General features: G+C 66.7%; 26 protein-coding genes. 10 read left to right on the top strand and 16 right to left on the bottom strand.

Going from position 1 to position 26,303, the window contains the following annotated elements; all coding sequences use genetic code 11:
- Positions 1–4 precede the first annotated feature (4 nt).
- From IBX22_RS09755 to IBX22_RS09730, 6 genes are read left to right on the top strand one after another with little or no spacing between them, the layout of a single operon-like run.
- Positions 5–1,468 carry an NAD(P)/FAD-dependent oxidoreductase gene (locus IBX22_RS09755; protein WP_194814968.1) on the top strand — a complete coding sequence of 488 codons (1,464 nt, stop codon included), beginning with the start codon at positions 5–7 and terminating at the stop codon, positions 1,466–1,468.
- A complete protein-coding gene (locus tag IBX22_RS09750) occupies positions 1,468–2,289 on the top strand; it encodes an alpha/beta fold hydrolase (protein WP_194814967.1) in 822 nt (273 codons plus the stop codon). The genes IBX22_RS09755 and IBX22_RS09750 overlap by 1 nt, the downstream gene beginning before the upstream one ends.
- Positions 2,290–2,294: 5 nt before the next feature.
- Positions 2,295–3,413, top strand: a complete 1,119-nt coding sequence (locus IBX22_RS09745) for a glycosyltransferase (protein ID WP_194814966.1) — start codon at positions 2,295–2,297, stop codon at positions 3,411–3,413.
- Between the two features lie 13 nt (positions 3,414–3,426).
- On the top strand, positions 3,427–4,017 hold the full coding sequence (locus IBX22_RS09740) for a hypothetical protein (RefSeq protein ID WP_194814965.1): 591 nt from the start codon (positions 3,427–3,429) through the stop codon (positions 4,015–4,017).
- Between the two features lie 37 nt (positions 4,018–4,054).
- Positions 4,055–5,530: a M14 family zinc carboxypeptidase gene (locus IBX22_RS09735; RefSeq protein WP_194814964.1), complete on the top strand. Its 1,476-nt coding sequence runs from the start codon at positions 4,055–4,057 to the stop codon at positions 5,528–5,530.
- Positions 5,531–5,585: 55 nt separating this feature from the next.
- On the top strand, positions 5,586–6,203 hold the full coding sequence (locus tag IBX22_RS09730) for a TetR/AcrR family transcriptional regulator (protein ID WP_194814963.1): 618 nt from the start codon (positions 5,586–5,588) through the stop codon (positions 6,201–6,203).
- A gap of 4 nt (positions 6,204–6,207) precedes the next feature.
- On the opposite strand, the gene IBX22_RS09725 is transcribed toward IBX22_RS09730, so the two are convergent.
- On the bottom strand, positions 6,208–7,026 hold the full coding sequence (locus IBX22_RS09725; protein ID WP_194814962.1) for a bifunctional allantoicase/(S)-ureidoglycine aminohydrolase: 819 nt from the start codon (positions 7,024–7,026) through the stop codon (positions 6,208–6,210).
- Between the two features lie 123 nt (positions 7,027–7,149).
- Entirely contained in the window at positions 7,150–8,316 is a 1,167-nt protein-coding gene (locus IBX22_RS09720) for an epoxide hydrolase family protein (RefSeq protein ID WP_194814961.1), read from the bottom strand.
- 103 nt (positions 8,317–8,419) lie between these two features.
- Here IBX22_RS09720 and IBX22_RS09715 point away from each other — a divergent pair, with 103 nt between their 5' ends.
- Together IBX22_RS09715 and zomB are read left to right on the top strand one after the other, a co-directional pair.
- The gene (locus IBX22_RS09715; RefSeq protein ID WP_194814960.1) at positions 8,420–8,989 is read left to right on the top strand and encodes an ABATE domain-containing protein; all 570 of its coding nucleotides are present in this window, start codon (positions 8,420–8,422) and stop codon (positions 8,987–8,989) included.
- A 138-nt stretch (positions 8,990–9,127) separates the two neighbouring features.
- Positions 9,128–11,029 carry a flagellar motor control protein ZomB gene (gene zomB, locus IBX22_RS09710; RefSeq protein ID WP_375540230.1) on the top strand — a complete coding sequence of 634 codons (1,902 nt, stop codon included), beginning with the start codon at positions 9,128–9,130 and terminating at the stop codon, positions 11,027–11,029.
- A 9-nt stretch (positions 11,030–11,038) separates the two neighbouring features.
- Here the strand turns inward: zomB and IBX22_RS09705 are convergent, their stop codons facing one another.
- From IBX22_RS09705 to IBX22_RS09670, 9 genes are all read right to left on the bottom strand, one after another.
- Complete coding sequence (locus IBX22_RS09705; RefSeq protein WP_194814959.1) at positions 11,039–12,553, bottom strand: DUF4153 domain-containing protein; 1,515 nt, start codon at positions 12,551–12,553, stop codon at positions 11,039–11,041.
- Between the two features lie 602 nt (positions 12,554–13,155).
- A complete protein-coding gene (locus tag IBX22_RS09700) occupies positions 13,156–13,545 on the bottom strand; it encodes a hypothetical protein (RefSeq protein ID WP_194814958.1) in 390 nt (129 codons plus the stop codon).
- A gap of 58 nt (positions 13,546–13,603) precedes the next feature.
- Positions 13,604–13,879, bottom strand: coding sequence for a hypothetical protein (locus IBX22_RS37405; protein WP_228538274.1), 276 nt, complete (start codon positions 13,877–13,879; stop codon positions 13,604–13,606).
- 29 nt (positions 13,880–13,908) lie between these two features.
- On the bottom strand, positions 13,909–14,607 hold the full coding sequence (locus tag IBX22_RS09695) for an ABC transporter substrate-binding protein (protein WP_309234510.1): 699 nt from the start codon (positions 14,605–14,607) through the stop codon (positions 13,909–13,911).
- A 21-nt stretch (positions 14,608–14,628) separates the two neighbouring features.
- The gene (locus tag IBX22_RS09690) at positions 14,629–15,588 is read right to left on the bottom strand and encodes a nitroreductase (RefSeq protein WP_194814957.1); all 960 of its coding nucleotides are present in this window, start codon (positions 15,586–15,588) and stop codon (positions 14,629–14,631) included.
- Positions 15,585–16,661 (bottom strand): hypothetical protein, encoded by a 1,077-nt coding sequence (locus IBX22_RS09685; RefSeq protein WP_194814956.1) that lies wholly within the window; start codon positions 16,659–16,661, stop codon positions 15,585–15,587. Before IBX22_RS09685 ends, IBX22_RS09690 begins: the two co-directional genes overlap by 4 nt.
- On the bottom strand, positions 16,658–17,101 hold the full coding sequence (locus IBX22_RS09680) for a DUF4188 domain-containing protein (protein ID WP_194814955.1): 444 nt from the start codon (positions 17,099–17,101) through the stop codon (positions 16,658–16,660). The genes IBX22_RS09685 and IBX22_RS09680 overlap by 4 nt, the downstream gene beginning before the upstream one ends.
- Positions 17,098–18,666: a phenylacetate--CoA ligase family protein gene (locus IBX22_RS09675; protein WP_194814954.1), complete on the bottom strand. Its 1,569-nt coding sequence runs from the start codon at positions 18,664–18,666 to the stop codon at positions 17,098–17,100. The genes IBX22_RS09680 and IBX22_RS09675 overlap by 4 nt, the downstream gene beginning before the upstream one ends.
- Before the next feature lie 56 nt (positions 18,667–18,722).
- Positions 18,723–19,559: an alpha/beta fold hydrolase gene (locus IBX22_RS09670; RefSeq protein ID WP_194814953.1), complete on the bottom strand. Its 837-nt coding sequence runs from the start codon at positions 19,557–19,559 to the stop codon at positions 18,723–18,725.
- A 164-nt stretch (positions 19,560–19,723) separates the two neighbouring features.
- Here IBX22_RS09670 and IBX22_RS09665 point away from each other — a divergent pair, with 164 nt between their 5' ends.
- Positions 19,724–20,410: a L,D-transpeptidase gene (locus tag IBX22_RS09665; protein WP_228538273.1), complete on the top strand. Its 687-nt coding sequence runs from the start codon at positions 19,724–19,726 to the stop codon at positions 20,408–20,410.
- Here the strand turns inward: IBX22_RS09665 and IBX22_RS09660 are convergent.
- Genes IBX22_RS09660 through IBX22_RS09645 form a run of 4 tightly spaced genes read right to left on the bottom strand, consistent with a single transcriptional unit; the run spans position 20,407 to position 24,736 of the window.
- Positions 20,407–21,750 (bottom strand): hypothetical protein, encoded by a 1,344-nt coding sequence (locus IBX22_RS09660; protein ID WP_194814952.1) that lies wholly within the window; start codon positions 21,748–21,750, stop codon positions 20,407–20,409. The two genes, IBX22_RS09665 and IBX22_RS09660, sit on opposite strands and share 4 nt — an antisense overlap.
- Positions 21,747–22,286, bottom strand: coding sequence for a GNAT family N-acetyltransferase (locus IBX22_RS09655; RefSeq protein WP_194814951.1), 540 nt, complete (start codon positions 22,284–22,286; stop codon positions 21,747–21,749). The genes IBX22_RS09660 and IBX22_RS09655 overlap by 4 nt, the downstream gene beginning before the upstream one ends.
- Before the next feature lie 9 nt (positions 22,287–22,295).
- Positions 22,296–23,417: a non-hydrolyzing UDP-N-acetylglucosamine 2-epimerase gene (gene wecB / locus IBX22_RS09650; protein WP_228538272.1), complete on the bottom strand. Its 1,122-nt coding sequence runs from the start codon at positions 23,415–23,417 to the stop codon at positions 22,296–22,298.
- Complete coding sequence (locus IBX22_RS09645) at positions 23,414–24,736, bottom strand: glycosyltransferase (protein ID WP_194814950.1); 1,323 nt, start codon at positions 24,734–24,736, stop codon at positions 23,414–23,416. The genes wecB and IBX22_RS09645 overlap by 4 nt, the downstream gene beginning before the upstream one ends.
- Before the next feature lie 145 nt (positions 24,737–24,881).
- Between IBX22_RS09645 and IBX22_RS09640 the strand changes: the two genes are divergently transcribed.
- Positions 24,882–25,271 (top strand): DUF1801 domain-containing protein, encoded by a 390-nt coding sequence (locus IBX22_RS09640; protein ID WP_228538271.1) that lies wholly within the window; start codon positions 24,882–24,884, stop codon positions 25,269–25,271.
- 9 nt (positions 25,272–25,280) lie between these two features.
- Here IBX22_RS09640 and IBX22_RS09635 read toward each other — a convergent pair whose 3' ends face one another.
- Entirely contained in the window at positions 25,281–26,285 is a 1,005-nt protein-coding gene (locus IBX22_RS09635) for a hypothetical protein (RefSeq protein WP_194814949.1), read from the bottom strand.
- Positions 26,286–26,303: the final 18 nt, after the last annotated feature.

Genomic DNA, 26,303 nt, shown 5'->3' with positions numbered 1-26,303 from the left:
CATCATGCGAACCACCAAGGAAGGCCGGCCGATGCACGTAGTCGTGCTCGGCGCCGGCCCGACCGGTACGACCGCGGCCATGCTGCTGGCCCGTGAGGGTCATCGAGTTACGCTGCTGGACAAGGATTCCGGTGGTCCCGGAACCGACGGCGAGCAGGCCTGGGACCAGTGGCGCCGACCGGGCGTCAATCAGTTCCGGCATCCGCACATCATGCTGCCCGGCGGGTATCAGCTGCTCTCCCGCGAATTACCCGACGCGATCACCGAGTTGCGGGCGCTGGGCGCACGCACACACAACATGCTCGACGGCGCCTTCGACCTGGCCGCCATCGGCGGCCGCAAGCCCGGCGACGAACGGTTCGACACCCTCGCCGCCCGCCGGCCCGTCATCGAACAGGGCCTCGGTAACGCCGCGGCGCGGGCCGGGGTCACCGTTCGCCGGGACACCCCGGTCACCGGATTTCTGACCGATCCCACGCCCACCTCCGGGATTCCGCACATCACCGGCGTGCTGACCGCACAAGGCGAAGAAATCCACGCCGACCTGGTCGTCGACGCCCTCGGCCGCAATTCCCCCGCGAGCAAGATGCTCACCGAGGTCGGCGCGGTCGCCCCGGTCTACGACAAACACGAGACCGGATTCCTGGCCTACAGCCGCTATTTCCGCTCTGCCGACGGCTCCTATCCGGAACAGGCGACGTGGCCTTTGGAGCACCACAACAGTCTGGGGCTGACCACCGTCCCCGGCGAAGCGGGCACCTGGGCACTGGCCTTGTTCGTCTCGGCCAAGGACCGCGCGCTGCGGGCGCTGAGCGATCCGGCGGTCTGGCAGCGAGTCGCGGCGCTGTATCCCGGTATGTCGCACTGGGCTTCGTACGGTGAGCCGATCACCGGCGTGCTGGCGATGTCCGGCATGGAGTCCCGGCATCGGAGCTTTGTCGTCGACGGCAAGCCGGTGGCGACCGGGCTGCTCAGCGTCGGAGATGCTTGGGCGACAACCAATCCCACCTTCGGCTTCGGCCTGACCATGGGTATGTCACACGGCCTGTTGCTGCGAGATGTGTTGCGCGAGGTCGGCTTCGGCGATCGGGAAAAGCTCGCGCTCCGGTTCGACGAGATCACCAACGCCACACTCGGACCCACCCAGCGGGCCTCGGCTGCCTGGGATCTGCACCGGCTCGCGCAGATCGACCTCGAGATCGAGTCCATTCCTTATCAGGACACCGTCACCTACCGAACCGACGACCCGGACTGGAACCTGCGGCAGGCCCTGGAGGCCGCGAAGCTGTGGGATCCCGACGTGCTGCGGGCTTTCGGCGATGTCGGTTCGGGGCTGGCCGGCCCCGAGGAAGCGCTCGCCCGGCCCGGAGTGCTCGATCGAATCATGGATCTCGGCGGCGGTGCCACCGGCTATCCCGAGCCCGGCCCGTCCCGCGCCGAGCTGCTCACCGCGATCGGAGCGAAGTAATGCGGATCGAAACCAATGGCATCGAACTACAGGTGCAGGTCAGCGGGTCCGGGCCGGATGTGCTGCTGGTGCACGGCTATCCGGACACTCACGCCGTGTGGCGCTACCAGGTGCCCGCGTTGAACGCCGCCGGTTATCGCACGATCGCACCCGATCTGCGTGGCTTCGGGGCCTCGGACAAGCCTACGGAACTGTCGCAGTACGAGCTTGCGGAGTACGTCGCCGATCTGGTCGGCGTGCTCGACGACCTCGACGTGCAGCACGCCCACGTCATCGGACACGACTGGGGCTCCTCGCTGTCGGTGCTGCTCGCCGGGCTGCATCCCGAGCGGGTCGACAGCCTCACCACCCTGTCGGTCGGAACTCCGGCGGCGGTCGTGGACGCGGGCCTGGCGCAACGCGAGAAGTCCTGGTACTTCCTGCTGTTCCAGTCCTTGGGCATCGCCGAACGCTGGCTCTCGCAAGACGATTTCGCCAACACCCGGCAATGGCTGGCCAGTCACCCGGACCTGCTCGAAGTCATCGAACGGATGCGTGACCCGCGCGCGCTCAGCACCAGCCTGGGGCTGTACCGCACCGGAGCCGGACCGGAGTTCCTCGTCGATCCGCCCGTCCTGCCGCCGGTGCTCGCGCCGATGATGGGCGTGTGGAGCAGCGGCGACGCGTTCCTCACCGAGGAGTCGATGCTCGGCAACGAGAAGTACGTCAAAGAGTCGTGGCGATATGAACGTCTCGACGGCGTCGGCCACTGGATGCAACTCGAAGCGCCGAACAAGGTCAACAAGCTGCTGCTGGACTTCCTGCCGGAACCGGCGCAGTGACGCAGATGCGAATTCTGTTCTCCAGCACGCCCGCTCACGGTCATCTGCTGCCGTTGGTGCCGCTCGAAAGGGCGGCCCGCCGGGCCGGGCACGTCACCGCCTTTCTGACGCACGGATCCGTCGCTGATGTCGTCGCTCCGGCCGAGGTGCTCTCGGCCGGAGCGACGCTGGGGGAGGCCCTGGCCGAAGTGCACCGCCGTACCGGGGCCGACGCCACTACCGATATGAGTCCGGCGACGGTGGCCGAGTTCTTCGGCGGTGCCCGGATCGATCTGGGGGCCGACGAGTCACTGGCCGCGGCTGCGGCTTTCGCTCCGGACCTGATCATCGCCGAGGCCGCCGATTTCCTCGGACCCCTCGTCGCATCGAAGCTCGGCGTGCCGTGGGTTTCGCACGCGGTGGGCATCGCTATCGACGCGGCAATCGCGGACGCTGTCGTTGTCGTGGCGGCTCAGCGCATGAAGGAACGAAATATCGAGTTGACGCCCCCGATCGCAGCGGTCGACCCGTGGCCCGACTTGCTGCAACCCGAAACCTGGGAGCCCTCGAGCGATCGCATCGGCATCCGGCCGGAAGCGCCGGAGTCCGAACATGATGCGCCCTGGACTGCCCCTTCCTTTCCCGGGCGTGCGGAATTGCCGAGGGTACTGGTGACACTCGGCACGATCGTCGACGAGCCGGGCACGCTCACCGCGATTGTCGACTCGCTCCTCGAACAGGAGGTGAATGTCGTTGTGGCCGTGCACCCCGCGTCGGATCCGCGGGATCTCGTCGTCGACGCGAGCCGCGTGCACGTGACGGGTTTCGTGCCCATGCGGTACCTGCTGGACGGGGTCGACGTGGTGGTCAGCTCGGGAGGTGCGGGCACAGTGCTTTCGGCGTTGGGCGCGGCTGTTCCGATGGTCATCCTGCCGCTGGGCCTGGACAAGCCGCTCAATGCCGAACGCGCGGCAGCGGTGGGCGCCGCGGCGGTCATCCACGATCCGCGCCAGGCAGGTGATGCCGCTGTTCAAGTCCTGGACACCCCGTCGTTCGCGGCGGCCGCGTCCGAGATGGCCGCCAGGATCGCCGCCATGAAGCCCGCCGATGAGGTTCTTGCACTATTGCTCGACCGGATCACCTGAGGAGGCCCGAAACATGAAGACAATCAGTCGATTCCAGCGTTCCGTGCTCGTTGCTATCGCGCTTGCCGGGCTGCTGAGTGCCTGCGACAGCAGCCCGGTAAGCGAGACCTCGTCGACGATGTCGCAGACGGCCGCGTCGTCCCCGGTCGCCGTTCCTTCGACAGCCGACGCGCGACAGCCCACACCGGCGAAGACCCAAGGGTGGTTGCAGATCTTCAGCGGCGCCACCCCGGCCGGCGCGGCGCATGTGCAACTCGCTGCGACCAGCAAACCCGATATCGGACAGTACGTTTCAGACGGCAGCGGCCGGTCGCTGTACCGATTCGACAAGGACACCGCGACACCGCCGACGTCGACCTGCGCCGGTCAGTGCGCTACGACGTGGCCGCCACTGACGGTTGCTCGCGGGCAAGCAGTCTTCGCGGCCGGAGTCGATCCGCAGCTCGTCGGATTCATCGAACGCGCCGACGGCAGTTGCCAAATCACCATCGGTGGCTGGCCCGTCTACTACTTCTCGAAAGACAAACTCCCTGGTGATCTGCTCGGCCAAGGTGTCGGCGGGACGTGGTTCGCGGTCACGCCGAATGGAGGTAAGGCATCGTGACGAATTAGCATAGTCAGACTATATGTATAGTCAGACTATGAAATGGAATCGAGAGGCCGGTATCCCGATGAACCGTCGACGGTTGTTCGGGCTCGGCGCGATGGTTGCCGTCGCCGGTTGCTCCCGCCTCGATGTGGGCAACGATGACGCAGCCCGGGCAGGAACCGGCGAGATCGCCGAGATCGTCGGGCCGGTAGCGCCGATCTCGGCATTTCCGACGGCCGAGGAGATGAACACCTTCGTCGATCGGCTGGCCGCGGACCATCCCGGCCGAGTCGTTGTCACCGAGATCGGCCGCTCCCGGGGCGGCGAGCCGATTCGCAACGTGCGCATCGGGTCCGGGCCGCGCCCGATACTCGTGCTCGGTAGCCCACACTCGAATGAGCCGATCGGCTTGGCCACCACCCGTCATCTGCTGGGCCGATTGGCTGCCGACGAGTCGCTGACGGCTGCGCTGGGAGCTACCTGGAATTTCGTCCCGCTGGTGGATCCGGACGCCACGCGGCTGGGTGAAGGCTGGTTCGGCGGCCCGTTCACGCGCACCAACGTGGCGCGTCACTTCTATCGGCCGCCTTCCGATCTGCAAGCCGAGTGGACCTTCCCGATGAACTGGCGGGGCGCCGCGATCGGCCGGCCGTTGCCGGAGACGCATGCACTGATGACGCTGATCGACTCCACTCGCCCCGCCCTGGTGGCTTCGCTGCACAACGCGGACTTCAACGGCGGATTCGCCTATGTCAGCGGCGGCGACAGTGACTACTGGAGCTCACTTACCAGTCACATCACCGGCAACGGATTGCCGCTGTACCGAGGCGAACCCGACGCTCCCGGTGCGAAGTCGCTGGCCGAAGGCATCTTTCGGATGCCGAGCTTCGACCAGATGTGCGGCGCGATCGCGGCCGGCGGCGAGAATCCGCTTGCACTGTCCGGCGGCAGCAGCGGCCACTACGCCGGACAGTACGGTGCCGCGTACCTGGTCAGCGAATTGCCGCTGTGGACCGACCCACGCCTGGCCGACCACACCGCCTCCGAGATGTCCGTGGCCGAATTGAATCGCGCATGCGCGGCATCAGCCCAGGAAATCGCCGACACCGCAACCGATGTGCTTGCGCGGGCGGGCGGCCTGCTGAGCCGGACCAATCCCTTCCAGGCACTGGTCGAAGCATCCATCCCCGCAGCACGAGCCACGGCCGCGGCCAAGCGTGCCGCCCGCGCGCTCGAGCGACAAGCCACGCGATCCGAGGTTGCGACCGAGCTGTACGGCTGGTCGGCCACGCTGCGACTACGCATCGCCGGCCCGCTCGCTCGGCTGCTGCGTGAGGAGGCGAGCCGCAGTGGATCGTCCGAACTCCACGCCGAGAGCGCGCGTTTCGACGCGGTCTTCGATCGATGGTGCGCTGAGATCGAACGCGATGCACCCGGGGAGTTGGTTCCGCTGAATCGACTGGTCGCAATACAGGCATCGTCTGTCCTCACGGCGGTGACCCGGTTGCGCGATCAACGGCCGGTGTAGACGGGGCCGTAATGTCGGCCGGACCGAGCTTTTAGCAGAAAGGACAAGGACGCCGATGCGCCTGACCCGGGCCGAAACCCGTCAACGAAAGCGCGAGTCGTTGATCGATGCCGCGATCGCCGAGATAGCGGCCAAAGGCTACGCGGCGGCACGGTTGGACGACATCGCCGACCGCGTCGATGTGACGATCGGCTCGATCTACTCGATTTTCGGTAGCAAGCAACAACTGCTGGTGGCGGTAGTGGACCGGCTCGGCACCGAACTCATCTCCGCGACAGCCGATCTGGAGGATCCGGAGCTGTCCTTGGATCAGGTGCTACGCGGTATCGGCACCGCTTGGTTCAGCGCCGCCACCGCACCGTTGGCGCGCCAGGCTTTCGCGTTCGAAATGGAGCTTCTCAGTACGGTTTTGCGTGATCAGTCGATCAATTCCGTACTGGGCGAGACATTCAGCGCGCGCGACCATGCACGCTTGTCGCAGCTGCTGACCGACCGTGCGGTCACCGAAGACCCCACCGGACCCCGCACAACCACCGACCAGGCGCGACATCTCGCCCTCATCTTGACGGCATGGATGACGGGGCTGGCACAACAGGCGCAACTCATCCCCGAAGCGCTCCAGGAGGACGATTTCGTCCGATCCGCGGCCGCGGCCGTCACACTGCTGCGATAGCCGGTCAGGTCAGCTTGATCTGGCGATTCACGTCCTTGTACAGCAGGTAGCGGAACTTGCCGGGGCCGCCCGCGTAGCACGCTTGCGGGCAGAAGGCGCGCAGCCACATGAAGTCACCCGCCTCGACCTCGACCCAGTCGTCGTTGAGGCGGTACACCGCCTTGCCTTCGAGGACGTAGATGCCGTGCTCCATCACGTGTGTCTCGGCGAACGGGATGACCGCGCCGGGCTCGAAGGTCACGATATTGACGTGCATGTCGTGGGCGAGATCGTTCGGGTCGACGAACCGGGTGGTGGCCCAACCACCGTTGGTGCCGGGCATCGGCGTCGGCTCGACGTCCTGCTCCTGCACCGCGAACGCCCGCGGCGTGTAGCCCGCCAGCGGCTCGTAGGCCTTGCGGACCCATTGGAAGGCCGCCACCTCGGTGGTCTCGTTGGACACCGACCAACTCGCGCCCGCGGGCAGATAGGCATACCCGCCCGGAGTGAGCAGGTGCTTATCGCCCTCGATGACGACAGTCAGGGTGCCGGTCAGCAGGAACAACACCGACTCGACCCCACGCTCGGGCTCGGGCTCCGAACTGCCGCCGTCTGGTGATACCTCGACGATGTACTGCGCGAACGTGGTGGCGAACCCGGCAATGGGCTTGGCGAGGATCCACGCCCGGGTGTTGTTCCACCCGGGCAGGTTGCTGGTCACAATGTCACGCAGGACGCCACGGGGAATGACCGTGTACGCCTCCTTCACGATGGCGCGGTCGGTCAGCAGCGTGGTCTGTGACGGCAAGCCGCCCTGGGGTGTGTAGTACGTCGGCTCGCTCAAGTGTGTGCCAATTCCCATCATGTCGACAGCTCATACGCGCCGTGCAGCGTGTCTGCCACGGGCGTCAGCGAGACCACGGTATTGACCACCGGCAGGTGGGCGCAATCGTAGGAATCGACAGCTTCAAACCCCGGCTACCGCCGCGAGGCCTTCTTGCAGGTCCTTGACGAAAAATTCGGGAACCTCCAGGGACGGGAAATGTCCACCGGTGTCGGGCTCGCTCCATCGGACGATCTGGCGGTATCGCTCCTGTGCCCAGGGGCGCGGACACTTCTCGATGTCGCGGGGGTACATGGTGATCGCGGATGGGACGTCGACTCGAAGTTCGGGGTCGAGGGAGTTGTGGCTTTCGTAGTAGATGCGGGCCGCCGATGCGCCGGTCCGGGTCAGCCAGTACAGGGTGACGTCGTCGAGAACGCGGTCTATGGACAGCGTTTCGAACGGGCTGTCTTCGGTGTCGGTCCACTCGGCGAACTTGTCGAGGATCCAGGCGAGCAGGCCGACCGGTGAGTCGACGAGCGAGTAGCCGATGGTCTGAGGGCGGGTCGCCTGCTGCTTCGCGTATGCCGCGCGGTGGCGCCAGAAATGGCGGGTTTCCTCGGTCCATTGGCGTTCGGTGGCCGTCAGCCCGTCCGTTGTCAGGCCGGGCGGCGCCTCCGCGAACAGGGTGTGGATGCCGAGGACGTGCTCCGGGAACCTGCCGCCGAGGACTGTGGTGATATTGCCTCCCCAGTCGCCGCCGTGGGCTGCGAACTTGCTGTAGCCGAGCCTTCCCATCAGTTCTACCCATGCGGCCGCGATCTTCTCGGTTCCCCACCCGGTGGAGGCCGGTTTGTCGCTGTAACCGAAGCCCGGTAGCGACGGGACCACGACGTGGAACGCCGGCGCGTTCGCATCTTTCGGATCTGCCAGCTCGTCCACTACATCGGTGAACTCGGCAATGCTGCCTGGCCAGCCGTGCGTCAGGATCAGCGGAGTGGCATCTGCGCGCTCGGATCGGCGGTGCAGGAAGTGGATGCCCAGATCATCGATGGTCGTGCGGAACTGGCCGATGCGGTTGAGGCGCTCTTCGAAGGACCGCCAGTTGTATTCGGTGCGCCAGTAGTTCACGACATCGACGAGGTCGGTGCGCGGAACGCCCTGATCCCATCGGCGCGGGTCGGGCGCGGGGCGATAGACCGTCTCAGCTTCTGGTAGGCGTGCCGCGGCTAGTCGTGCGCGCAGATCGTCGAGGTCGGCGTCGGTCGCGTGGGCGTCGAATGCTTGAACGTCGCTGGTCGGACGGGGCATGAGACCTCCTGGTCAATGCGGTATCGGTCGAGACCTTTAGTGAACCGTCATAGACGGTTCTAACACGTCTTCAGGCCGAGCCGCAACCGGCTAAGGTGGTTCCATGCATGCTGGGTTCCCTGACTTTCGCCTCGGTAGCGTGCTGGCGACCAGCTTCACGGCGACTCTGACGGAGCGTTGTGGCGAGGCTGTGGAGCGCATTCCCACACCGCAGCGACTCGTCGACTGGCTGGCGGTGAACGGTCTCGCCGTGGACTCCTGTACCGCCGCTCAACTCGAACTCGCTCGGGGACTGAGGGAATCAATTCACGCCGCCGCTACAGCGGCCGCGATGCAAGACGCTCTCCCTGCGTCTGCTGTCCGAGTCATCAATGACTGCAGCATCCAGGGTCGGGCGGCGGCTGTCCTGACGCCCGAGAACACTCGGCAATGGCGACTGAGCTCGGCTTCCTGCGTAGAAGACGCCCTGGGCGTGATCGCCGCCGACGCGATCAGCATCATCGCGGGCGAACGGGACGGGAAATTGGCCTTGTGCGCCTCGCCGACGTGCCGAGCCGCCTTCTTCGACACCAGCCAAAGTCGCACCCGCAAATGGTGTGACATGAACACGTGCGGGAATCGGCAGAAGAAGGCGCGATTCGCTGCCAACCAGCGTAAAAACGCCAGCGGCTGACACGCCCGGCTGAGTGGTCCACACTGCGGCTGAGCAACACGGCCCGGTTTGCCGTGACCCCAGAACTGCGGTTTTGGGCCCTTGTTGGAGCGCGCGGTATGGTTCGCCCGTGCCAATAATGGGGAAGTTCCGTTGACGCTGACGATCTTGCCCGATGTTGTTGCGAGCGAAGAGATCACGGTCCGCCCGGCGGCGCGGTGGCGGCCACGTCCTGTCTTTGTCGGCGGAATCGTGCTTACCGCAGTGCTTTTCGCGATCGGCGGGTGGGAGCGGCGTTGGATCGCTGACGATGGCTTGACCGTGTTGCGTACGGTGCGGAATCTGCTGGCGGGCAATGGGCCGGTGTTCAATGCCGGTGAGCGCGTGGAGGTCAACACCAGTACGGCGTGGACCTATCTCATCTGGTTCTTCAGTTGGCTGACGCATGCGCGGCTGGAGTATGTGGTGCTGGGTATCGCGCTGACGCTGTCGGTTGCGGCGATTGTTTTCGCGATGGTGGGCGCTGGCTTGCTGTGGGGTGGCGGCAAGTCTCAATTGCTGCTTCCCGCAGGCGCTTTGGTGTTCATCGCGCTTCCCCCGGCGCGCGACTATGCCACCTCGGGGCTGGAGTCCAGCCTGGTCATCTGCTGGCTGGCGGTGTTGTGGTGGTGGCTGATTCGCTGGAGTCGGGCCGAGAAAGTCAGTGGGGGCGGTCTTTTCGGTCTGGTCTTCTTTGCCGGACTGGCGCCGTTGATCCGGCCGGAGATGACGCTGGTCGGTGCGCTGGCGCTGCTCATGGTCTGGTGTGCGCCGCTGCCGGAGATTCGGATGCGGCCGTGGGTGTTCCGTGTCGTGATCGTGGCGGTAGCGGGCCTGGTGCCGGTTGCCTATCAGATCTGGCGCATGGGCTATTACGGTCTGCCGTACCCGAATACGGCGGTCGCCAAGGATGCGGGCGGGTCGAAGTGGCGGCAAGGGTTCGTTTACCTGTGGAATTTCGTTGGGCCGTACTGGCTTTGGGTCCCGCTCGTAATGCTCGCTGTTGCGGCGGCACTGGCGATGCGATCCCGGAGTATTCGTGCAGTCAGCCCGTTCGGCAACAATCCGAAACCCGCTCTCCGTGAACGCGTTCACCGATTCCGCAGATGGTTGCGGACTCCATCGGCGGTGGTCGTACTCATGCTCGGCAGCGGTGCCCTACTAACCGTCTACGAGATCCGCGTCGGCGGCGACTTCATGCACGGCCGCATGCTGCTGCCGCAGCTGTTCTGCGCGTTGCTACCGGTCATGGTGCTGCCGCTGAAATCCAAAGCCGTGCAGGCTGGCTCGCGCCAAGCAGTACTCATCCTTCTGATCGCCGGAACCGTGACCTGGGCGCTGAGTGCGGCGGGGATCACCGCCATCGAGTCCGACAGCAGGATCAGCTCCTCCGGCATCGCGGACGAGCGGCTGTACTACATCCAGGCCACCGGCCGCGATCATCCGATCCGCGCCGAGGACTACCTGGGTTACCCGCGCATTCGCGCCATGGTCCGCGATGTCGCCGCCAGCCCGGACGGTGGCCTGCTCATCAATTCGCCGTCCTTCACCTACTGGCATGTCGTCCCGCCGCCGAAACCGATCCCGGACGGCGGTGCCGGGCACACGGTGTTCTACGTGAACCTCGGCATGATCAGCATGAACATGCCCCTCGATGTCCGGGTCATCGATCCGATGGGTCTGGCGTATCCGCTTGCCGCACATACTTTCCGGTTCCTGGACGCGCGGATCGGCCACGACAAGAACCTCGACTCCGACTGGGCGGTCGTGGACGCCGGAATGGTGAATCGGCATCCCTGGCTGCCTTGGTTCCTCGGCGAGGACTGGGTGACCCGGATCCGGACCGCCATGAGCTGCCCGGAAACTCGGGATGTGCTGGCCGCCACCCGGGAGCCGCTCACCGCCGACCGGTTCCGGCGCAACTTCCAGCAGTCACTGGAGTACGCCGGCTACCGGATCGATCGGGTGCCGGAGTTCGAGATCGAGCGGTGCCGACTGGTCGACCCCATCCCGCCGAACTAGTACTCGGGATCAGCGTGCGGCCGCGCGCGACCAGTTCCAGCCCTGCCAGGTGTCCGCTTCGAGGTCGGCGCGGATCGTGGCGGCGATCTGGCTACGCCGGGGTTCGGGCAAGCGCTCGACGGCGGGCAGGGCGTCGGCGGACAGTCCGCTCAGATAGTCGAGATCGAGGTCGGGTTTGACCTGACGGCCGCCAGTCGTTGTGACGGTCTTGCCTGCGAGCCAGCGATCGATATTGCGTTCTGCGATAAGGCCTTCCGGGTTCACGCCAGCCAATGCGAGCAAGGTTGCGGCGGCCGCACCCACCGCCGCGCGCGGCACCCAGTCGCGGCGCAGCTTCACCAGGCTGGCCAGCACCAGCAGGTAGACGAAACCGATCCACAGTTCGAAAACCTCGACCAGCAGCCGCAGCACGGTGAATCCGTATGCCTGCTGGTAGGTCCACATGCGGTGCAGGGCGGAGGCGACGATCACCAGCGTGAGCACGCTGACCGCCGAGACCAGGATTCGCAGCCACCGGCGGTCGACCGCCGATTCCTGTGCGGCCCAAGCTTGTACGGCCGCGATCACGGCCAGGGTGAGCATGCTGACGATGGACAGCTGCCAGAACCCGCTGCGCGCGTATTCCGCGTAGGTCAGCTCCGCGGTGCGCTGCACATATCCGTTCCCACCGAAGAGTACTGCCAGCTGCGTGGCCACGAACACCGTGAACAGCACCGTCAAAGCGCCCAGCGGCAGCGCCCACTCCAGCCGCGACCAGTGCTTCCGGATCAACCGGGCTGCAACAGAATTCGACTCCCCGGCCGCGAGTGGCGGGGCCGCCAGCAGATACAGCGCACCCGCTACAGCGAGCGCAGCGACGGTGAAGACGAAGACCCATCGCGCTCCGGAAGCACCATCGAACTGCGGAGTCACGCTCTCGATGAGCTGCGCGAACACCGCATCCGCACCGGCCAGCAACGGTATGAACACTGCCAGCAGCAGCACAGTCGCCAGCACCGACCACCCCACCCGCTGTGCCGAGGAGGACTTGCGCACCGGCAGCCGCTGGATCCCGCGGTACAACCACGGCACCGACTCGAACGCCGACAACGGCACCGCGATCACGTCGTACAGCAGCCCACTGGCGGATCGTCGGACCACCGCCAGCGATGCGGTCACCGCCGCGCCGAGTGGGCAAAGAACGAACAGCCATTCCGCCGCGCGAAAAACGCCGACTGCCAAGAGCCCCAACGTGATCGCGGTCCACCACACCACGCCCTTCCAGCGCGATGGCGTCTCCTGCTTCAGCGTGGACGCGCAATCGTCTTTTGGTGTTGCACTGCGTGATTCGTCCTCACCCGGTGCGGGGGACGGCACATCGTGCGTGCGGCGAGCCCTGCGGTCGACCGTGTACACCGCGCCGGCGGCTGCCAAACCGGCCAAGCCCCAGCCGATGCCCGGGCGATCGAGCGGAATGAACACCGCGGCAGCGATTCCCGCGATCACCGTGGCCAGCAGTGTGCCGCGTGGCAGGGGTACGCGCATCGATTTCGGTGGGATGCGTTGCGGCCGTGAGGCTATTGGAAATTGGCGCGGTCGGGGGACCGCTGGGCTTGGGGTGGTGTTGCTACTGACGCCAGGTGCCGCGGGGCCGATCCCGGCGGCGGAGACCGCGGACTCGGGGTGGCGCGACGCAGTCGGGACCGCAGACCTGGGCTGGCGGGCCACAGTGTGGGCCGCGGACCTGGGCTGGCGCGACACAGTGGGGACAGCGCCACCCGGCTCGGTAAGTACGGCCGAATTCGGTGCCAGATCAGTGGTTTCCGAAGGTGTTGCAGAAATCAGCGGCGCTTTGTCGACAACGGCAACCTGGGTTTTCTGATCAGTCGGGGCGACCACTGGCTCGGGTGTGTCGGCTGCCGCCACTCGGGGCGCGAGGCGTCGAATCGGCAGAACCGGCGGGCGTTTTCGCTTGGGCCGAACCGATAGGTTCGGCCCCGAGCTATCGGGATCGTCGGCCGTCGAGGCGTCGGGCATATGTGCTCTCCGTTGGATATGCGGGCCGTTACCGTCTAGATCTAAGCCCGCGTCCGTGGAGAAGATGTGTAGGTGCCGCGCTGACCTCGTAGCTGTTCGAATCCGGCCCGCTACAGGTTGGCGACCTTGGCCTGGCCGGTGATGACGTTGTCGGCGTTGTCGACGAGCGCGATTCGCACCTGCACGGTCTGCCCGGGCGACAGTGACGCCCCGTCCAGGATGACCACTGTGTTGTGCCGGTTTCCGTCGCAGGTGAGGCCGCCTTGGGTGCCGATGGCCGAGGGGCGGTCGGCGTCGGGGGCGCCCACCATCGCCTTGATGGCGGTGACGCCGGCCGCGGGATCACAGCTGTAGTCGGCCGCGATATTGGCCGGGCCGAGGGCGGTGGCATCGATGCTGTTGGCGGCCAGCGCGGGGGCGGCGGTCGCGACGACGGCCGCCCCTATCGCGCCGAAGATGGACATAGCTAGGGCAGGGCGGAAGTTCTGGATTGTTGCCATGGATCTTGGTCCTCCTGAGTCGGCGGAAGCAGATCGGCACCATCCATCGTGCCACTAGTTACTTGAAGCGGCTCGCGAGCAGATCGAGGGTGGCCATGGCGTGGCGGTAGTCGGGACGCTGGCTGGTTGCCGGGAGCTCATAGACCTGGCCCGAACGGAACGCGGGGAGCGCGGCCAGCATCGGGTCGTCCTTCAGCTGGGCGATGCTGCGGCCGCCGTCGAGCTGCACGACGAACAGCGCGGGGGCGTCGACGACAACACTGGTCAGTTCCGGGCTGAACGAGACCCAGTCCGCGGCCGTGGCCCGCGCCGGGTTACCGGCTTTGGTTTCCACCTTGGCGTCGACGGTGAAGCCGACCTCGGTCAGCAGTGCCGCAGCGGGGTGCTGGGTGCGATGACCGAGGGCTTGTTGTCCTTGCGCGACTGGAAGACCGAGACCGCACCCTGCGGCACCTTGATGGCCGCCTTCACCTCGGCGACCTTGGCGTTGTACGACTTGATCAAGCCGTCGACCTTGCCGGACTTTCCGACCACGTCGGCGACCGCTTTCAACTGGTCCTGCCAGTTGGTGAGTTTGGACGAGATCAGCACGGTCGGTGCGATCGCGGACAACTTGTCGTAGGCGTCGATGGACTGCTGGCCCGGGAAGCCCTGGCCGCCGCCGATGATCAGATCCGGTTGCTGGGCGGCGATGAATTCCAGATTGATGTTGTCGGCGGAGGGCAGCACCACGGTGCCCTGTGCTTTGGCGTCCGCGGCCCAGGCCGCCGGGAACTCGCCGGGCGCGAGGGGGACGCCGAGCAGGCGCGGGTCGGCGGCGTTCACCTTCGAACCCAGGTCGAAGAGGTAGCCGGCGAGCGAGCCGTTGACGACGGCGATGCGCTGCGGCTCGGCGGGCACCGCGACCGCGCCGCGGTCGGTTTGCACCTCGCGAGTGCCGGCGGCCTGGGCCTCTTCCGAGCTGGAACTGCTGCATCCCGCGACGACCGCGACCAGCGCGAGAACGAACAGGGCGATGGCGGCGCGCACGCGACCTGCCGTTTGGTTTAGGCTAACTCTCACGAGCCGAAGGTTAGCCTAACTTTAGTTTGCTGGGAAACCTCCGGCGGGACGCCGGAACGACGGCGCGGGGAGCGTGGCGGGTCGTCCGGCCCTGGCGATGTGCAGCATGCTGTCCGGGTCGGCGATGCCGAGGAGGTCGCCGAGGTCGGCGCGGGTGGCGGGGCAGTCGATGATCTGGCTCAGTGGGTGGGTGGTGTGGTCGTGGCGGGATAGTTCCAGCCAGATCCGCAGCAGCACCCGGCCTGCCTCGATCGGGTCGGCAGGGTCGGCTATGAGGACGAAAAGCTCTCCGTCGTCGTCGAATCGGGTTTGCGCGGCCAGCAGCCGTGGCAGGCCGAGCGGGCGCAACACCGGATAGCCGGTGAGTGCGACACGCAAGCCCCGGGATTCGAATCGGGTCAGGCCCAGGGCCGCGGCGGTCAGGCCGTCCCGGCGGTAGCGGGGATGATGCGGGGTGAGACGCAGCCAGTCGCGCAGTTCGCGAACCACTGGAGGAGTGCTGAACAGGTGCCGGTCCGCCTGTCGCACAAGTGAACTCGCGGCGTCGCAGGGTAGGAAGCGGAGTTCGGCGTGCGCCGCGTTGGCGATTCCGGTGAGCCGGGAACGCAGGGTTTTGCTCAGCGGGCCCGGGCGGTATCTGCCGCGGTGGGTGGTCCGGCGGTGCAGATCGTCGCTGCTGTAGGGGGTTTCGTAGGTCACCGGGGCCGCGACCAGGCGGCCGATCCGCCGATCCGCGGGATCGGACTCGAAGGCGATCGCGAGGCCGCTGTCCGCGCAGGCGATCAGGCAGGATTCCACGAACGCGCCGAGGGACATCATGAGATCACGTGCGCCGGAGTCACTTACAGGTAATGCGCGATCCGGCTCCCAGCCGATCTCGACGTGGTCGTCGCGGTAGGTGAGAGTCCAGGGCTGGGTGTTGTGCGCGCTCGGTGCGCGGCAGAACGTGGGTTCGAGAGCGCGCACGGCTTCGATGTTCATCGCAGATCCCTTTCATAAAAGGTGTAGCCGTGCAGCGGACGGCCGCCCATCGCGCGATAGTGCGCCGCCGAGGCGGGATTGGCGTGTTCGACAAAGGTGCTGCGCAGCTGCTGGTAGCCGCCCGCGCGCAGGTTGCGCAGGAGTTCCCGCGACAGGTAGCGCATATAGCCGTGGCCCTGCTGATCGGGGACGGTGCCCTTGATGACGAGCACCGCCTCGCGCCGGTAGCGAGATCTGGTGGCCAGCAAGCGAAGCTGGTTGCGGACACCCAGGTCGCCGCCGATCTTGCCGAGGAACTCGGAGATGTCGGGGACGCACAGGACGAACGCCACCGGGCGGCCCGCCTTGGTGAGGTAGAGCAGCAGCGACTCGTCGAGCAGGTAGGCGAGCCCGTCGGTCTGGGCGGCCAGCTGCTCGGCGGAAATGCTTGTGTAGTAACCCAGTTGATCGAAGGAGGCATTCAGCATCTCGCGCAGGATCGGCAATTGGGTTGCGATGCGCTTCTTGTCGCCGCGATGCAGGCGCAATTGCTCGGTCGCCAGACGGCTGTCGTCGAAGCCGAATACCGCCGACGGCTCGGAGGTGGTCGGGCAGATCCAGGTGTCCGCTTCGAAACGGCGTGTGAATCCGAAGGTTTCGTACTCCAGCGGATAGTGCTCGGGATTCCACGCACTGTCGATGAATCCGCGTTCCTCGAACCCGGAGGTGATGACACCACCCGCCTGGTTCGGCAGCAGCGACACCGGTCCGAAGACCGCGTCGCGCCCGTTTCGGCGTGCGGCGGAACAGATCTCGTCGAACAGCGCGCCGCCCGCTCCGGGCCGGAATTCAGTGAGCCCGAACAACTGCGACCGGCGGCCCAGCTTCGCGTCGAACGCGGCGTCGGTGTGCAGGGTGGTGCGGGCGATCACCCGGCCCGAGTTGTCCCGCAGCAGGTACAGCCCGACGCCGTCGCGATACCACTGCTTGATCGTCTGGTGCGGTGTCGGCACGTACCGGTGGTCGTGCAGCCGTTCCGGCAGCGCCAGGAAGTCCCGCAGCGCAGGCGAATTCGATACTTGCTCGAACCTCATCGCCGCACCACCGGCGGGCCCGTCCGCTCCGTGGACAGCGGCGTGAAGGTCGGGATGTGCGCCATCTGATTGCCCTCGGCGCGCCAGATGCCGTTGCTGTAGCCCGCCGGATCGGCGTAGTACAGCCGGATGAAGCCGCCGGTGGCGTTCTTCGTCTCGTCGGTCACCCAGACCATCAGCTTGCGATGCTGCTTGCTGCGCGCGAAGGTGAGCAGAGCGTCGCGGTCGTCGAAGAAGGCGATCGTGCCCAGGGTAAATGGGAACTCGTAATAGACCTTGTGCCAGCGGTATCCGCGCATGCGCCGCATATCGCGCACCAGCCGGACCCAGGTGCGGGTCAGCGTGAGGATCGAGCGCGGGCCGCGGTAGCGGGTGGCGCCAATGAACATCGCCGACGCCTGCCCCTGCGGCGGGGCCTTGCTGAAATCGGTGGTTCTCATGACGCCTCCACCAGGTACGAGTTCTTGAGTTTGGTCATGGCGGCGAACGGGCCGGTGCCGGGCTCGAACAGTCGTACCCGCAGGTCGGCGGCGCTCGGGTCCTCGCGCAGCGATTCGGCGAAGTCACGCGAGACGTGCGCCAGATGGTTCAGCACGCCGCTGCGGCAGGATTCGGACAGCAGGAGTCGCTCGCCGGTGTCCAGGCCGGTGTCGCGCAGTTCCAGGTTGACCACCGGGCGCGATTCCAGGTCGGGCAATTCCTCGAGGGTCAGGCAGAACCGGGCGATTCGGTCGGCGTACGGATTGCCCTGGTAGAGGCCGTATTCGACGTCCTGCGGGTAGAGGTTCGCGCCCATGTAGGAGACGGTGCTGTCGGCGCGCCCGAACAGGAACAGCAGGGGCAGGTTCATCCGGTCCGCGCCGCGGTGGCGTTCGAATTCGGCCCAGCGCAGCGGATCCCGGCGCAGCGCCCGCAAGACCGCGGGCAGCGTGTGTACCCGGGCCTCGTCGCCGATGTTGTAGCGCAGCTTGGGTTGCAGGCAGTGCCGGGAGGTGATGGTGCACAACAGCTCCGAGTGCGCGTTGACCTCCAGATACGTTTCCAGCGGGTTGTAGTGGAAGATCATCGGCAGCCGCTGCTCGTCGGCGCCCAGTAGTTCGCGCCGCAGCGCGGGATCGGCGGCGAGCTGCTTGCGCAACCAGACGGTGAAGGTGGTCTCTGCGCCGATACCGATCGACAGATCGCTCGCACCGTAACCAGACCGCACCCGGTCGAAGCGCTGCTCCGGGTAGTCGCGCAGCGCTTCGGTCATCGACTCGCCGCCCACCATGCCCTGCAATCGGTATGCGCCCCAGTCGAATCCGAGCTCGTCGAGGCGGTCCCGCAGGTGCTTGAGGAACGGCGGGTACGCGGCGACGATGTAGTCGTAGCGGGGCCCGAAATGCCGCAGCGTGTCGACAATCTTGTCCAGATCCGGCCCGGTGTTCTTCACCATCGCGATCCGCGCCATGGCCGCGCCGGTGGTGGTGCCGGTCGCCCACGCGCCCATCGAGTACGCGTTGATGACGAACAACCGGTCGCCGGGAAACGCCAGCTGCACGTAACCGGCCGCATTCCGGTAGATCGTGCGCAGTTCCTTCGGGCCACGCGCCCAGTTGAACGGTGTTCCGGTCGAGCCCGAGGATTCGTCGACGATCACGCCCGGACGATGCAACCGGCCTTTGCGGCAGCGGCTCTCCTCGTCGTAGCGGCGCGCGTAGGTGATCTTGCCCGTTTCGGGGAAGTTCCTGAGCCGCTTGGCTTTTCCAGCGCCGGATCGATGCAGGAAGTCCCGGTAGGCGGGCACCTCCACAGCCGCCAGCCGGCAGGCCGCTTCGGCGTGCTGGGCTGCCACCCGGGCCAGGCTCGGGTGATAGGTCCGTGCCATCCGCCGCCACAGCGCCGGGTGCACCGACGCCGCATGGTAAGTCCCCGTCAGCAGACCTGAAACTGCCCGCAGCCGAACACTTCTCGCCCGCTCCCGCGCCGTCGCCCGCCGCGTCCCCCCGGTGAAAGTTCTGTTCATGCGTCAAGCCTCGCTGAGCGGCGGCTGCGCCGAATCTGTGCACCTACCCGAGTGGATTAGGTGGCATTACTCATCAGGAATGGAACAAGGTGCGCGGCGACGGCCTCGGGGTCGTCGGCGAACGGCCAGTGGCCGAGCCCGGGCAGGATCTGGATGTCGGCGGCGGGCCAGATCTGGGATTGGCTGTGGGCGTAGCGGGCGGGCAGCCACGGGTCGTCCTCGCCCCAGAGGATCAGGGCCGGGATCTCGCGGGGGATGGCGGAGGCCGATTCGGCCAGCATGCCGGAGGGGTCCCGGGCGGCGCGGTAGAGCTCGAGCACGGTCCGGCGGGTGTACCGGTCGTAGCCGGTGTACATGCGGTCTATGAACTCGTCAGGCAGCCGAGGGTTGGCCCGTTGCAGCAACCAGCGCATTCCGGCGCGGTTGGTCACGGCCTGGGTGAGTTCGCCGAGGACGGGCGTCTGCCAGATCCGGGCATAGGTGTGCCAGTGGTAGTCGGGCAGCGCGCCCGCGTTGATCAGTGTGAGCGAGGCGACGCGCTCGGGTTGGGCTGCGGCCCAGGCCAATCCCCAGGGGACGCCGAAATCGTGCCCGACCAGGTGGACCCGTTCGAGGCCGAGCGCCTCGATGGCGGCGACGAGGAACGCGCGGTAGCCGCCTTCGACGCGGTGATCGAAACTGGGGAAGGTGCGGGCGGCACCATAGCCGGGCATGTCGAACGCGATCGCGCGGGCGAATGCGCCTACCCGCGGCAGGAATTGGAGCCAGTCGGTGGAATTGCCCGGCGTGCCGTGCAGGAAGACGACTGCCTCGGTGGCGCTGCTGTCGCCGGATTGCAGCATCCTGCTGGTGATTCCTGCGGCGCGGAGCTTTCCGGCGGAGATGGGTTGCATGAGTTCGGCTTTCCCTCGGTGCTGGGCTACCAATCTGCCCTGTGCGCGCAGCCGGCGACACCTACCAGGGGACGAAGTTCGCTACCTACCGGAGGCGGAGGCCGCGACACGCGGCCCACGCGGGAGGTCGGCCCGCGCACCCGGTTCGGTGGAGAAAATGCCGGATGACCATTGACGACTCTCGCTTCCGGCTCCGGTCGGTGCTGTGTCTCGCCCTGGCGATGGTGGCGCTGTCGGGTGCACCGGCCCAGGCCGCGGCGTTGCCCGTGCCCTACGACGGCCCGGCCGGACAGGTCGTCACCGTCCTCGCTCCCGGCTCCTCGTCGACCACCGCCGTGCTGGAGGCGTGGGAACGGCAGGGCTCCAGGTGGATTCGCGCGCTGGGACCGTTTCCGGCATTCGTCGGCGCGGAGGGCGTGGGGGAGGCCCGCGAAGCTGTCGCACGCACACCGGCGGGAGTGTGGGCGCTGAGCCACGCGTTCGGCAACCGTCCGGGCAACGGCACCCGCCTGCCGTATCGCCAAGTGACGCCGTGGGATTGGTGGGTCGGCGACTCCCGCTCACTCCTCTACAACATGCCGTTTCTCTGCCCGCCGGGTTTGTGCCCGTTCAACGAAAGCGTCAGCGAGCGGCTCGGGGCGGTCGGCTATGCCTACGACCGCGCGGTGGTCATGGACTACAACCGCTGGCCCGCGCGCCCGGGCCACGGCTCGGCCTTCTTCCTGCATGTGTCTACCGGCGAGCCCACCGCGGGCTGTGTGGCTATCGCCGCTCCCGATCTGGATGCCGTCATGCGCTGGCTGGACCCGGCCGCACATCCGGTGATCGCCATCGCCGCTCAGCAGGGCTAGCGGAAGCCGAACAGCGGTGGGAAGACCAGCACCACGATCCACGCCCAGGCGGCGTAGACCAGGAGGTAGCTGGTCTGCCACCGTTCCAGGCGCGCGAAAGGCGTTCGCCCACGCAGGAATCCGAAAAGCAGCCAGGCCGACCAGGCGAGGTTGGCCAGCAGGATGAGGTTCTCGCCGAGGGCGGCGATCTTGTTGGGGGTGGTTCCGTATTCGGTGATGCGGCCGGTGATGGCGGTCAGCACCAGCAGGTCGACGAGCAGGGCGCTGACCACCAGGGCCAGTTGGAGTTTGTCGAAGAGCTTCGGTTCGTCCGGGCGGTCGGTGGCGGAGATGGCGTAGAGCAGCAGGCCGAGGATCACCGCGAGCAGCAGGTCGAACAGGATCAGCACATCGCGGTCGACTTCGAGGCCGGTGCGGCTCAGTCCGAAACCGATCAGCAGCGCGAGCAGTACGACGGTGAACAGCGGAGTGAAGATCTTCGTCAGCATCGGCGCGATGGTTTCCAGGACGCCCTGCTTGGTCTCCACCAGCCAGGCCGCGACCACCATGGCCGCGACCGCGCCACACGGCACGAGCCACTCGCCGACGAAGGTTTCGACGTCGATGCCGATGGCGTCGAAGGTGCCGGCCGTGATGGCGGTGAGCACGCCGCCACCCAGATAGATCAGGACGAGATAGATGATCCATTCGCCGGTGAAGCGGATGAAGTCCATGCGCTTGGGAGCTGAGCGCCACTCGCCGCCGGCGTAGGCCACGCCCGTTGCGAGCCACAGCGCCAGCGGCAGATGGATGGCCGATAGCGCGATCGATTGCGAATCACTGTCCAGCCCATAGGCGTTGGCGGCGACCGCACCGAGCACGAACAGCCCTGCGACGATCGCGATGGCGGCCGGGCCGAGCCGGCGGCGGAGGCCGAAGTAGACCGCGAGCGGTGTGAGCGTGAACAGTGCGAGGTTGCGCAGGTAGAACTCGGCGCTGTCGTCGAAGTCGGCGCCGAACAGCGCGGGCGCCTTGATCGCGACTGCCGCTCCCACCGCGCACACCAGCATCGTGAGCAGAGCGGGCCGGTTACCTGTGCGATTCGGCTGGTCGGTGAGCACCAGGTCGCGCCACAACCGCGTCGACTGGGTGCGGGCGAATTCGCGCGCCGGACCGTCCTGCGCGGCCAGCCGTTTCAGCGCGATGAGGAAACTCTCCTCGGGCCGCAACCCCGTGGCGGTCAGTTCCTCGATGCTGCCCCGCAGTTGCCCGTCCAGCCCGTCCGCGTCGGCTTGTGAGCCGTGTTTACGCAGGTAGGACTGCCACTGTTCGAGCTGTCCGTCGATCCCGTCCGCGCTCATGTCGTCATCACAGGCTGATCGAAACACAGAATGTTGTAGTTTCTGTGGTCTTTCGGGTGGGGGTTGGTGTAGCCCGCCGGCCGCCAGCCCCAGGCCCGGTAGAGCGCATCGGCGGGAGCGGCCGGGTCGACGGACAGGACCGCGAGCGGTTCGGTGCGAGCCCGCAGCAGCGTGTCCAGCAAGCCACGGCCGAGCCCGCGACCGCGATGGGATCGGCGCACAGCGAGTTCCATGATCGCGAACTTCGGCACCTCGAGTGCACCGGGCGGTGGTGGCGTAGCCGCATTGGGCCACCACGTACCGGCCGCGAGAGTGAACCCATAGGCCATGCCGATGAGCTCGTCGTCCTCGACCGCCCGGACGAGATCGAATCCCGGTTCCGCGAGTTCGGCGGTCAGCAACTCCCGGAACCGGGCCACGTCCCCCGGACGCTCATGGTAGGGCGGCTCCGCGAAAACCTCGGCGTACAAATCGATCAGCGCTTCGGATTGTGCTGCCGCCGAAGTGGAATCGTCACGGATGAACTGTGCGGTCATTCCGCCTATTCAAACACCCACCGGTGCCCGGACCAGGTCGGCACAGTCGGCCGACAGTTGGGTGACGATGCGCCCGGCGGCCTTTCCGTCGCCGAACGGGTTACCTGCCTTCGACATTCGGGTGTAGGTCGCGTGATCCTCGAGGACGGCGGTGGTGGCGGCGACGATCGCGTCGGGGTCGGTGCCGATCAGCTGTGCCGCCCCCACGTCCACGGCCTCCGGGCGTTCAGTAGTGGTGCGCAAGATCAGGACTGGCTTGCCGAGGGTCGGGGCCTCCTCCTGGATGCCGCCGGAGTCGGTGAGGACGAGGTCGCAGGCGGCGAGGGTGGCGGTGAAGTCGAGGTAGTTCAGCGGCTCGACGACACGGATATGCGGGTGACCGGCGAAATGGGGGAGCAAGGCTTCACGGACGGCCGGGCTCTTGTGCAGCGGCAGCAGAATCTCGAGATCGCCGCGGTCGGCGAGGCGGCGGATCGCTGCCCCCATCCCGCGCATGGTGGTGCCCTGGTTCTCCCGGCGATGCAAGGTGAGCAGGACCCGGCGCGAGGCGGTGGCGAAATGGTCGCGGCCCTCGCCTCGGTCCAGCACCCAGCGGAGATTGTCGACGGCGGTGTTGCCGGTGACGAAGACCGAACCCTCGGGCACGCCTTCGGTTTTCAGCTGTTCGGCGGCGCGGGCGGTGGGAGCGAAGTGCCAGCGGGCGACGCGGGCGATCAGGGTGCGGTTGAGTTCTTCGGGAAAGGGATTGTCCACCACGCCGGTTCGAAGGCCGGCTTCGACGTGCGCGACAGGCACGCGTTCGTAGAACGCGGCCAGTGCGCCGGTCAGCGCGGTCGTCGTATCACCTTGCACCACTACCAGATCGGGCCGGTGCGCGCGGATCACCGCGCCGAGGACATCGATCAGCCGGGCAGTCAGCGTGGACAGCTGCTGGCGGGTGCGCATGACATCGAGTTCGGTGTGATCGCAGGCGGGAAAAAGATGCAGCATCTGCCGCAGCATTTCCCGATGCTGTCCGGTGGTGACGAGTAGCGGTTCCCACAGCGGATCGGCGGCCATCGCGCGGGCGACCGGAGCCAGTTTGACGGCTTCGGGCCGGGTGCCGAGGACGAGCATCGCGCGCACGGTCATCCGGTCACCGGGACTTCTTCGGTGCGTTCGGTTTTCGCCCAGTTGACGCGTCCGGTGACGATTCGCCAGGCGGCTCGCCACACGGCGATGAAGCTGACGTAGTTCCACAGGATTTGGGCGTGGGAGTAGAAGAGCGATCGGTACAACGCCAGATCGTCGGTGCGCCGCCAATACACCACCGCCCAGATCACGTAGCCGGAGAAGGACACCAGATACCAGGCCACGCCGCTGAGGACGCGTACCCACAGCGGTCCGTCCGCGAGGGTGAACATGTTGTCGTCCCCGAATATCAAGCGCAGCAGGAGATATTGCTGAATCAGCGACCACGGCAGCGTGATCAGGAACGGGATGAACAGATATCCGGTGAGCTCCAGCCGGGTGCCCAGCCGGATCCCGCGGCCGGTCCACAATTCGGGCAATCGGCTCATCGCGCTCATATGGCCCTGGAACCAGCGGGTACGTTGCCGCAGCAGGCGGCGCGCGTCGGTCAAACCCTGTTGTGACACAAAGGCGCCCATGGTGGAGGTGACCCGCCACCCGGCAACCGCCAGGCTGATGCCGAGATCGAGATCCTCGGTGAGCGAATCCGACCACGGTCGCTCGCCCACCATATCGAGCGCGGACAGCCTGCTGAACTGCCCGTTCCCCGCCATACTCACCGAACCGGTGGCGACCCGGCCGAACTGGCTGAGCGCACTGAGCCCCCAGAACTCCCAATCCTGGAATCTGAGCGCGACGTGTTCGCGACCACGAATCCGCACCGCCAGCTGTGCACCGCCCACCCCCGGATCCTCGAACAGTCCAGCCACTTTCGCGGCCGCGCCCGGTGTCATCCGCCCGTCGGCGTCCAGCACACACACCAGCACCCGCGCCGGGTCCAAACCCTGCTTCCGCACACACGACCGGAGGTGCCGCAGACCCGCGTTCAGCGCCGCGCCTTTCCCGCGCCGTGCGTCAGGCAGGGTCCTCCGCACCACGAAAATCTTTCCCGCACCGGCTTTTTCGGCGAGTTCCGCGGTGTCGTCGGCACTGCCGTCGTCGATGACGATCACCTGCGCGCCGGGCTGGTGCTCGCGCAGGCTGTGCACGGTATTCCCGATGACCTTCGCCTCGTTCAGGCAGGGCACCAGCACGAAGACACTCCAGCCGGGCGGTATCTCCACCGGCGAGCCCGCTTGCAACGCCAACTGTGCCCGCAGCGAGTTGTCCGAGCGACGGGCGAACAGCACGCCGATCACAACGAGTGGCACGGTATAGCCCAGAGCGATCACCATGACGCCGAATGCGGCGGCACGCACGAGTGCATCCAAAGAGGTCACGGGACTGCGAAGACTAAGACGGCAAACGATCGGCTACTACGCATGCACTCATCCTGTTCGCCCGCGTACCGATGACCTGGGCGCGACACGCAGCCCCCGCTGGTGGTCACTCCGGCCCGCGCGGCGATCGGTGAGAATCCCTCACATGACCCCAGCGATGAGTGGTTCGGACTTGTCTCCCTCTCAGCTGATAGACGCGCGAATCAAGGAATTGGGTGATTGGCGTGGGGAGGCCCTCGCTCGGATCCGCAAGCTCGTCCGAGACGCCGACCCCGAAGCGGTCGAGGAATGGAAGTGGCGCGGTGTCCCGGTGTGGTCGCATGCCGGAATGCTTTGCACCGGCGAAACATACAAGGATCACGTTAAGGTCACCTTTCCCAAGGGTGCTCAACTCGACGACCCGTCGATGCTGTTCAACTCCAGCCTCGACGGCAACACTCGGCGCGCCATCGATATCTATGCGGACGACAAGCTCGACGAGGAGGCTTTCGTGGCTCTAGTGCGTGCGGCCGCGGACCTGAACACCGCCGGGTAGGCGGAACTCTCAGCCTGCGGGCTGCAGGATGACGGCGGATTGTTCGAGGCGGGCGAGGGTTTCCGGGGTGGGCCAGCTGCGGATTTCGTAGCGGGGTGGGTCCAGGCCGGGGATCGGGGTGAGGCCGGTGATTTCGGCGGCGGTGGCGAAGGGGACGTCGAAAAGGTGCTCTATGTCGCCGGATTCGGTGTTGCGGCAGAAAGCGATGTAGTCGGAGTGGGGTAGCAGGTATTCGACGTCCTCGCCCCAGGCGGTGACGGTGCACGGACCGTCGGCGAGGTCGGCGAAATTCAGCGCGGCTATGTAGGCGGGTTCCAGGTCGTAGCCGGGGATTTCGTAGTGATCTTCGAGAGTTGCACTGAGCCAACGGGTTTGGGTTCCATACTCGGCGGTGGCTAGGCCGGCGCGGGCGCGGCGGGCGGCGGGAAGTTGCTCGTGCGGCCCGGCGTGGTCGAAGGGGATCACATTGTCGTCGGCGTCGAGGGTGTAGCCCTGTGGAGAGAGGGAACGGGGCGATTGGCGGTATTGCTCCTCGGCCATTTCGTACATGCGGCCCAGCAGTTGCGGGACGTCGGGGACCACGATCAGGGTGTCGATGTCGGGCATGAACGCGACCGGGCGGCGGTGACCGTAGCGGGCGCGGAAGGAGGCGAGCCAGCCGGGAACCAGTGGCCAGGAGGCGAAGTAGGCGTTGCCGTCGTCGACGTAGCGGAGGATGGCGTTGCCGTCGCTGTCGTGCGGGTGGACCATGGCGGCGAGGTTCTCCCGGGCCGCGGCGAAGGCCTCGTCGGCCGAGACGCCCCACCGCTCGAGGGAAGCGGCGGAGATGATGGCGCGGGATTCCGGTTTGTCCACCGCGACAAGCTCGTTGACGAACGGGAAGGCCGGTCGGGCGAGCGGGCGCGAATCCGCGAGCTGGTCGATCCCGTAGGTGACCGGTCGCAGGACCGGGCGCAGTCGGGGACGGACCGAGGGCCAGTCGTCCGGTTCGCCGGAGTCGCGCAAATCCACCACCCGGCCACCGTAGTCCGC

Origin of the sequence: Nocardia sp. XZ_19_385, assembly GCF_015355755.1 — a bacterium.
Taxonomy (GTDB): domain Bacteria; phylum Actinomycetota; class Actinomycetes; order Mycobacteriales; family Mycobacteriaceae; genus Nocardia.
This window is presented reverse-complemented; position numbering and strand designations above follow the sequence as displayed.

Coding starts and splice junctions, on each gene's coding strand:
- IBX22_RS09690 (WP_194814957.1), bottom strand. CDS start 15,588: ATGAACATCGAAGCCGTGCGCGCTCTCGAACCCACGTTCTGCCGCGCA.
- IBX22_RS09755 (WP_194814968.1), top strand. CDS start 5: ATGCGAACCACCAAGGAAGGCCGGCCGATGCACGTAGTCGTGCTCGGC.
- IBX22_RS09655 (WP_194814951.1), bottom strand. CDS start 22,286: ATGACCGCACAGTTCATCCGTGACGATTCCACTTCGGCGGCAGCACAA.
- IBX22_RS09660 (WP_194814952.1), bottom strand. CDS start 21,750: ATGAGCGCGGACGGGATCGACGGACAGCTCGAACAGTGGCAGTCCTAC.
- IBX22_RS09665 (WP_228538273.1), top strand. CDS start 19,724: ATGACCATTGACGACTCTCGCTTCCGGCTCCGGTCGGTGCTGTGTCTC.
- IBX22_RS09745 (WP_194814966.1), top strand. CDS start 2,295: ATGCGAATTCTGTTCTCCAGCACGCCCGCTCACGGTCATCTGCTGCCG.
- IBX22_RS09750 (WP_194814967.1), top strand. CDS start 1,468: ATGCGGATCGAAACCAATGGCATCGAACTACAGGTGCAGGTCAGCGGG.
- IBX22_RS09705 (WP_194814959.1), bottom strand. CDS start 12,553: ATGCGCGTACCCCTGCCACGCGGCACACTGCTGGCCACGGTGATCGCG.
- IBX22_RS09700 (WP_194814958.1), bottom strand. CDS start 13,545: ATGGCAACAATCCAGAACTTCCGCCCTGCCCTAGCTATGTCCATCTTC.
- IBX22_RS09730 (WP_194814963.1), top strand. CDS start 5,586: ATGCGCCTGACCCGGGCCGAAACCCGTCAACGAAAGCGCGAGTCGTTG.
- IBX22_RS09680 (WP_194814955.1), bottom strand. CDS start 17,101: ATGAGAACCACCGATTTCAGCAAGGCCCCGCCGCAGGGGCAGGCGTCG.
- IBX22_RS09640 (WP_228538271.1), top strand. CDS start 24,882: ATGACCCCAGCGATGAGTGGTTCGGACTTGTCTCCCTCTCAGCTGATA.
- IBX22_RS09740 (WP_194814965.1), top strand. CDS start 3,427: ATGAAGACAATCAGTCGATTCCAGCGTTCCGTGCTCGTTGCTATCGCG.
- IBX22_RS09685 (WP_194814956.1), bottom strand. CDS start 16,661: ATGAGGTTCGAGCAAGTATCGAATTCGCCTGCGCTGCGGGACTTCCTG.
- wecB (WP_228538272.1), bottom strand. CDS start 23,417: ATGACCGTGCGCGCGATGCTCGTCCTCGGCACCCGGCCCGAAGCCGTC.
- IBX22_RS09720 (WP_194814961.1), bottom strand. CDS start 8,316: ATGCCCCGTCCGACCAGCGACGTTCAAGCATTCGACGCCCACGCGACC.
- IBX22_RS09715 (WP_194814960.1), top strand. CDS start 8,420: ATGCATGCTGGGTTCCCTGACTTTCGCCTCGGTAGCGTGCTGGCGACC.
- IBX22_RS09675 (WP_194814954.1), bottom strand. CDS start 18,666: ATGAACAGAACTTTCACCGGGGGGACGCGGCGGGCGACGGCGCGGGAG.
- IBX22_RS09735 (WP_194814964.1), top strand. CDS start 4,055: ATGAAATGGAATCGAGAGGCCGGTATCCCGATGAACCGTCGACGGTTG.
- IBX22_RS09670 (WP_194814953.1), bottom strand. CDS start 19,559: ATGCAACCCATCTCCGCCGGAAAGCTCCGCGCCGCAGGAATCACCAGC.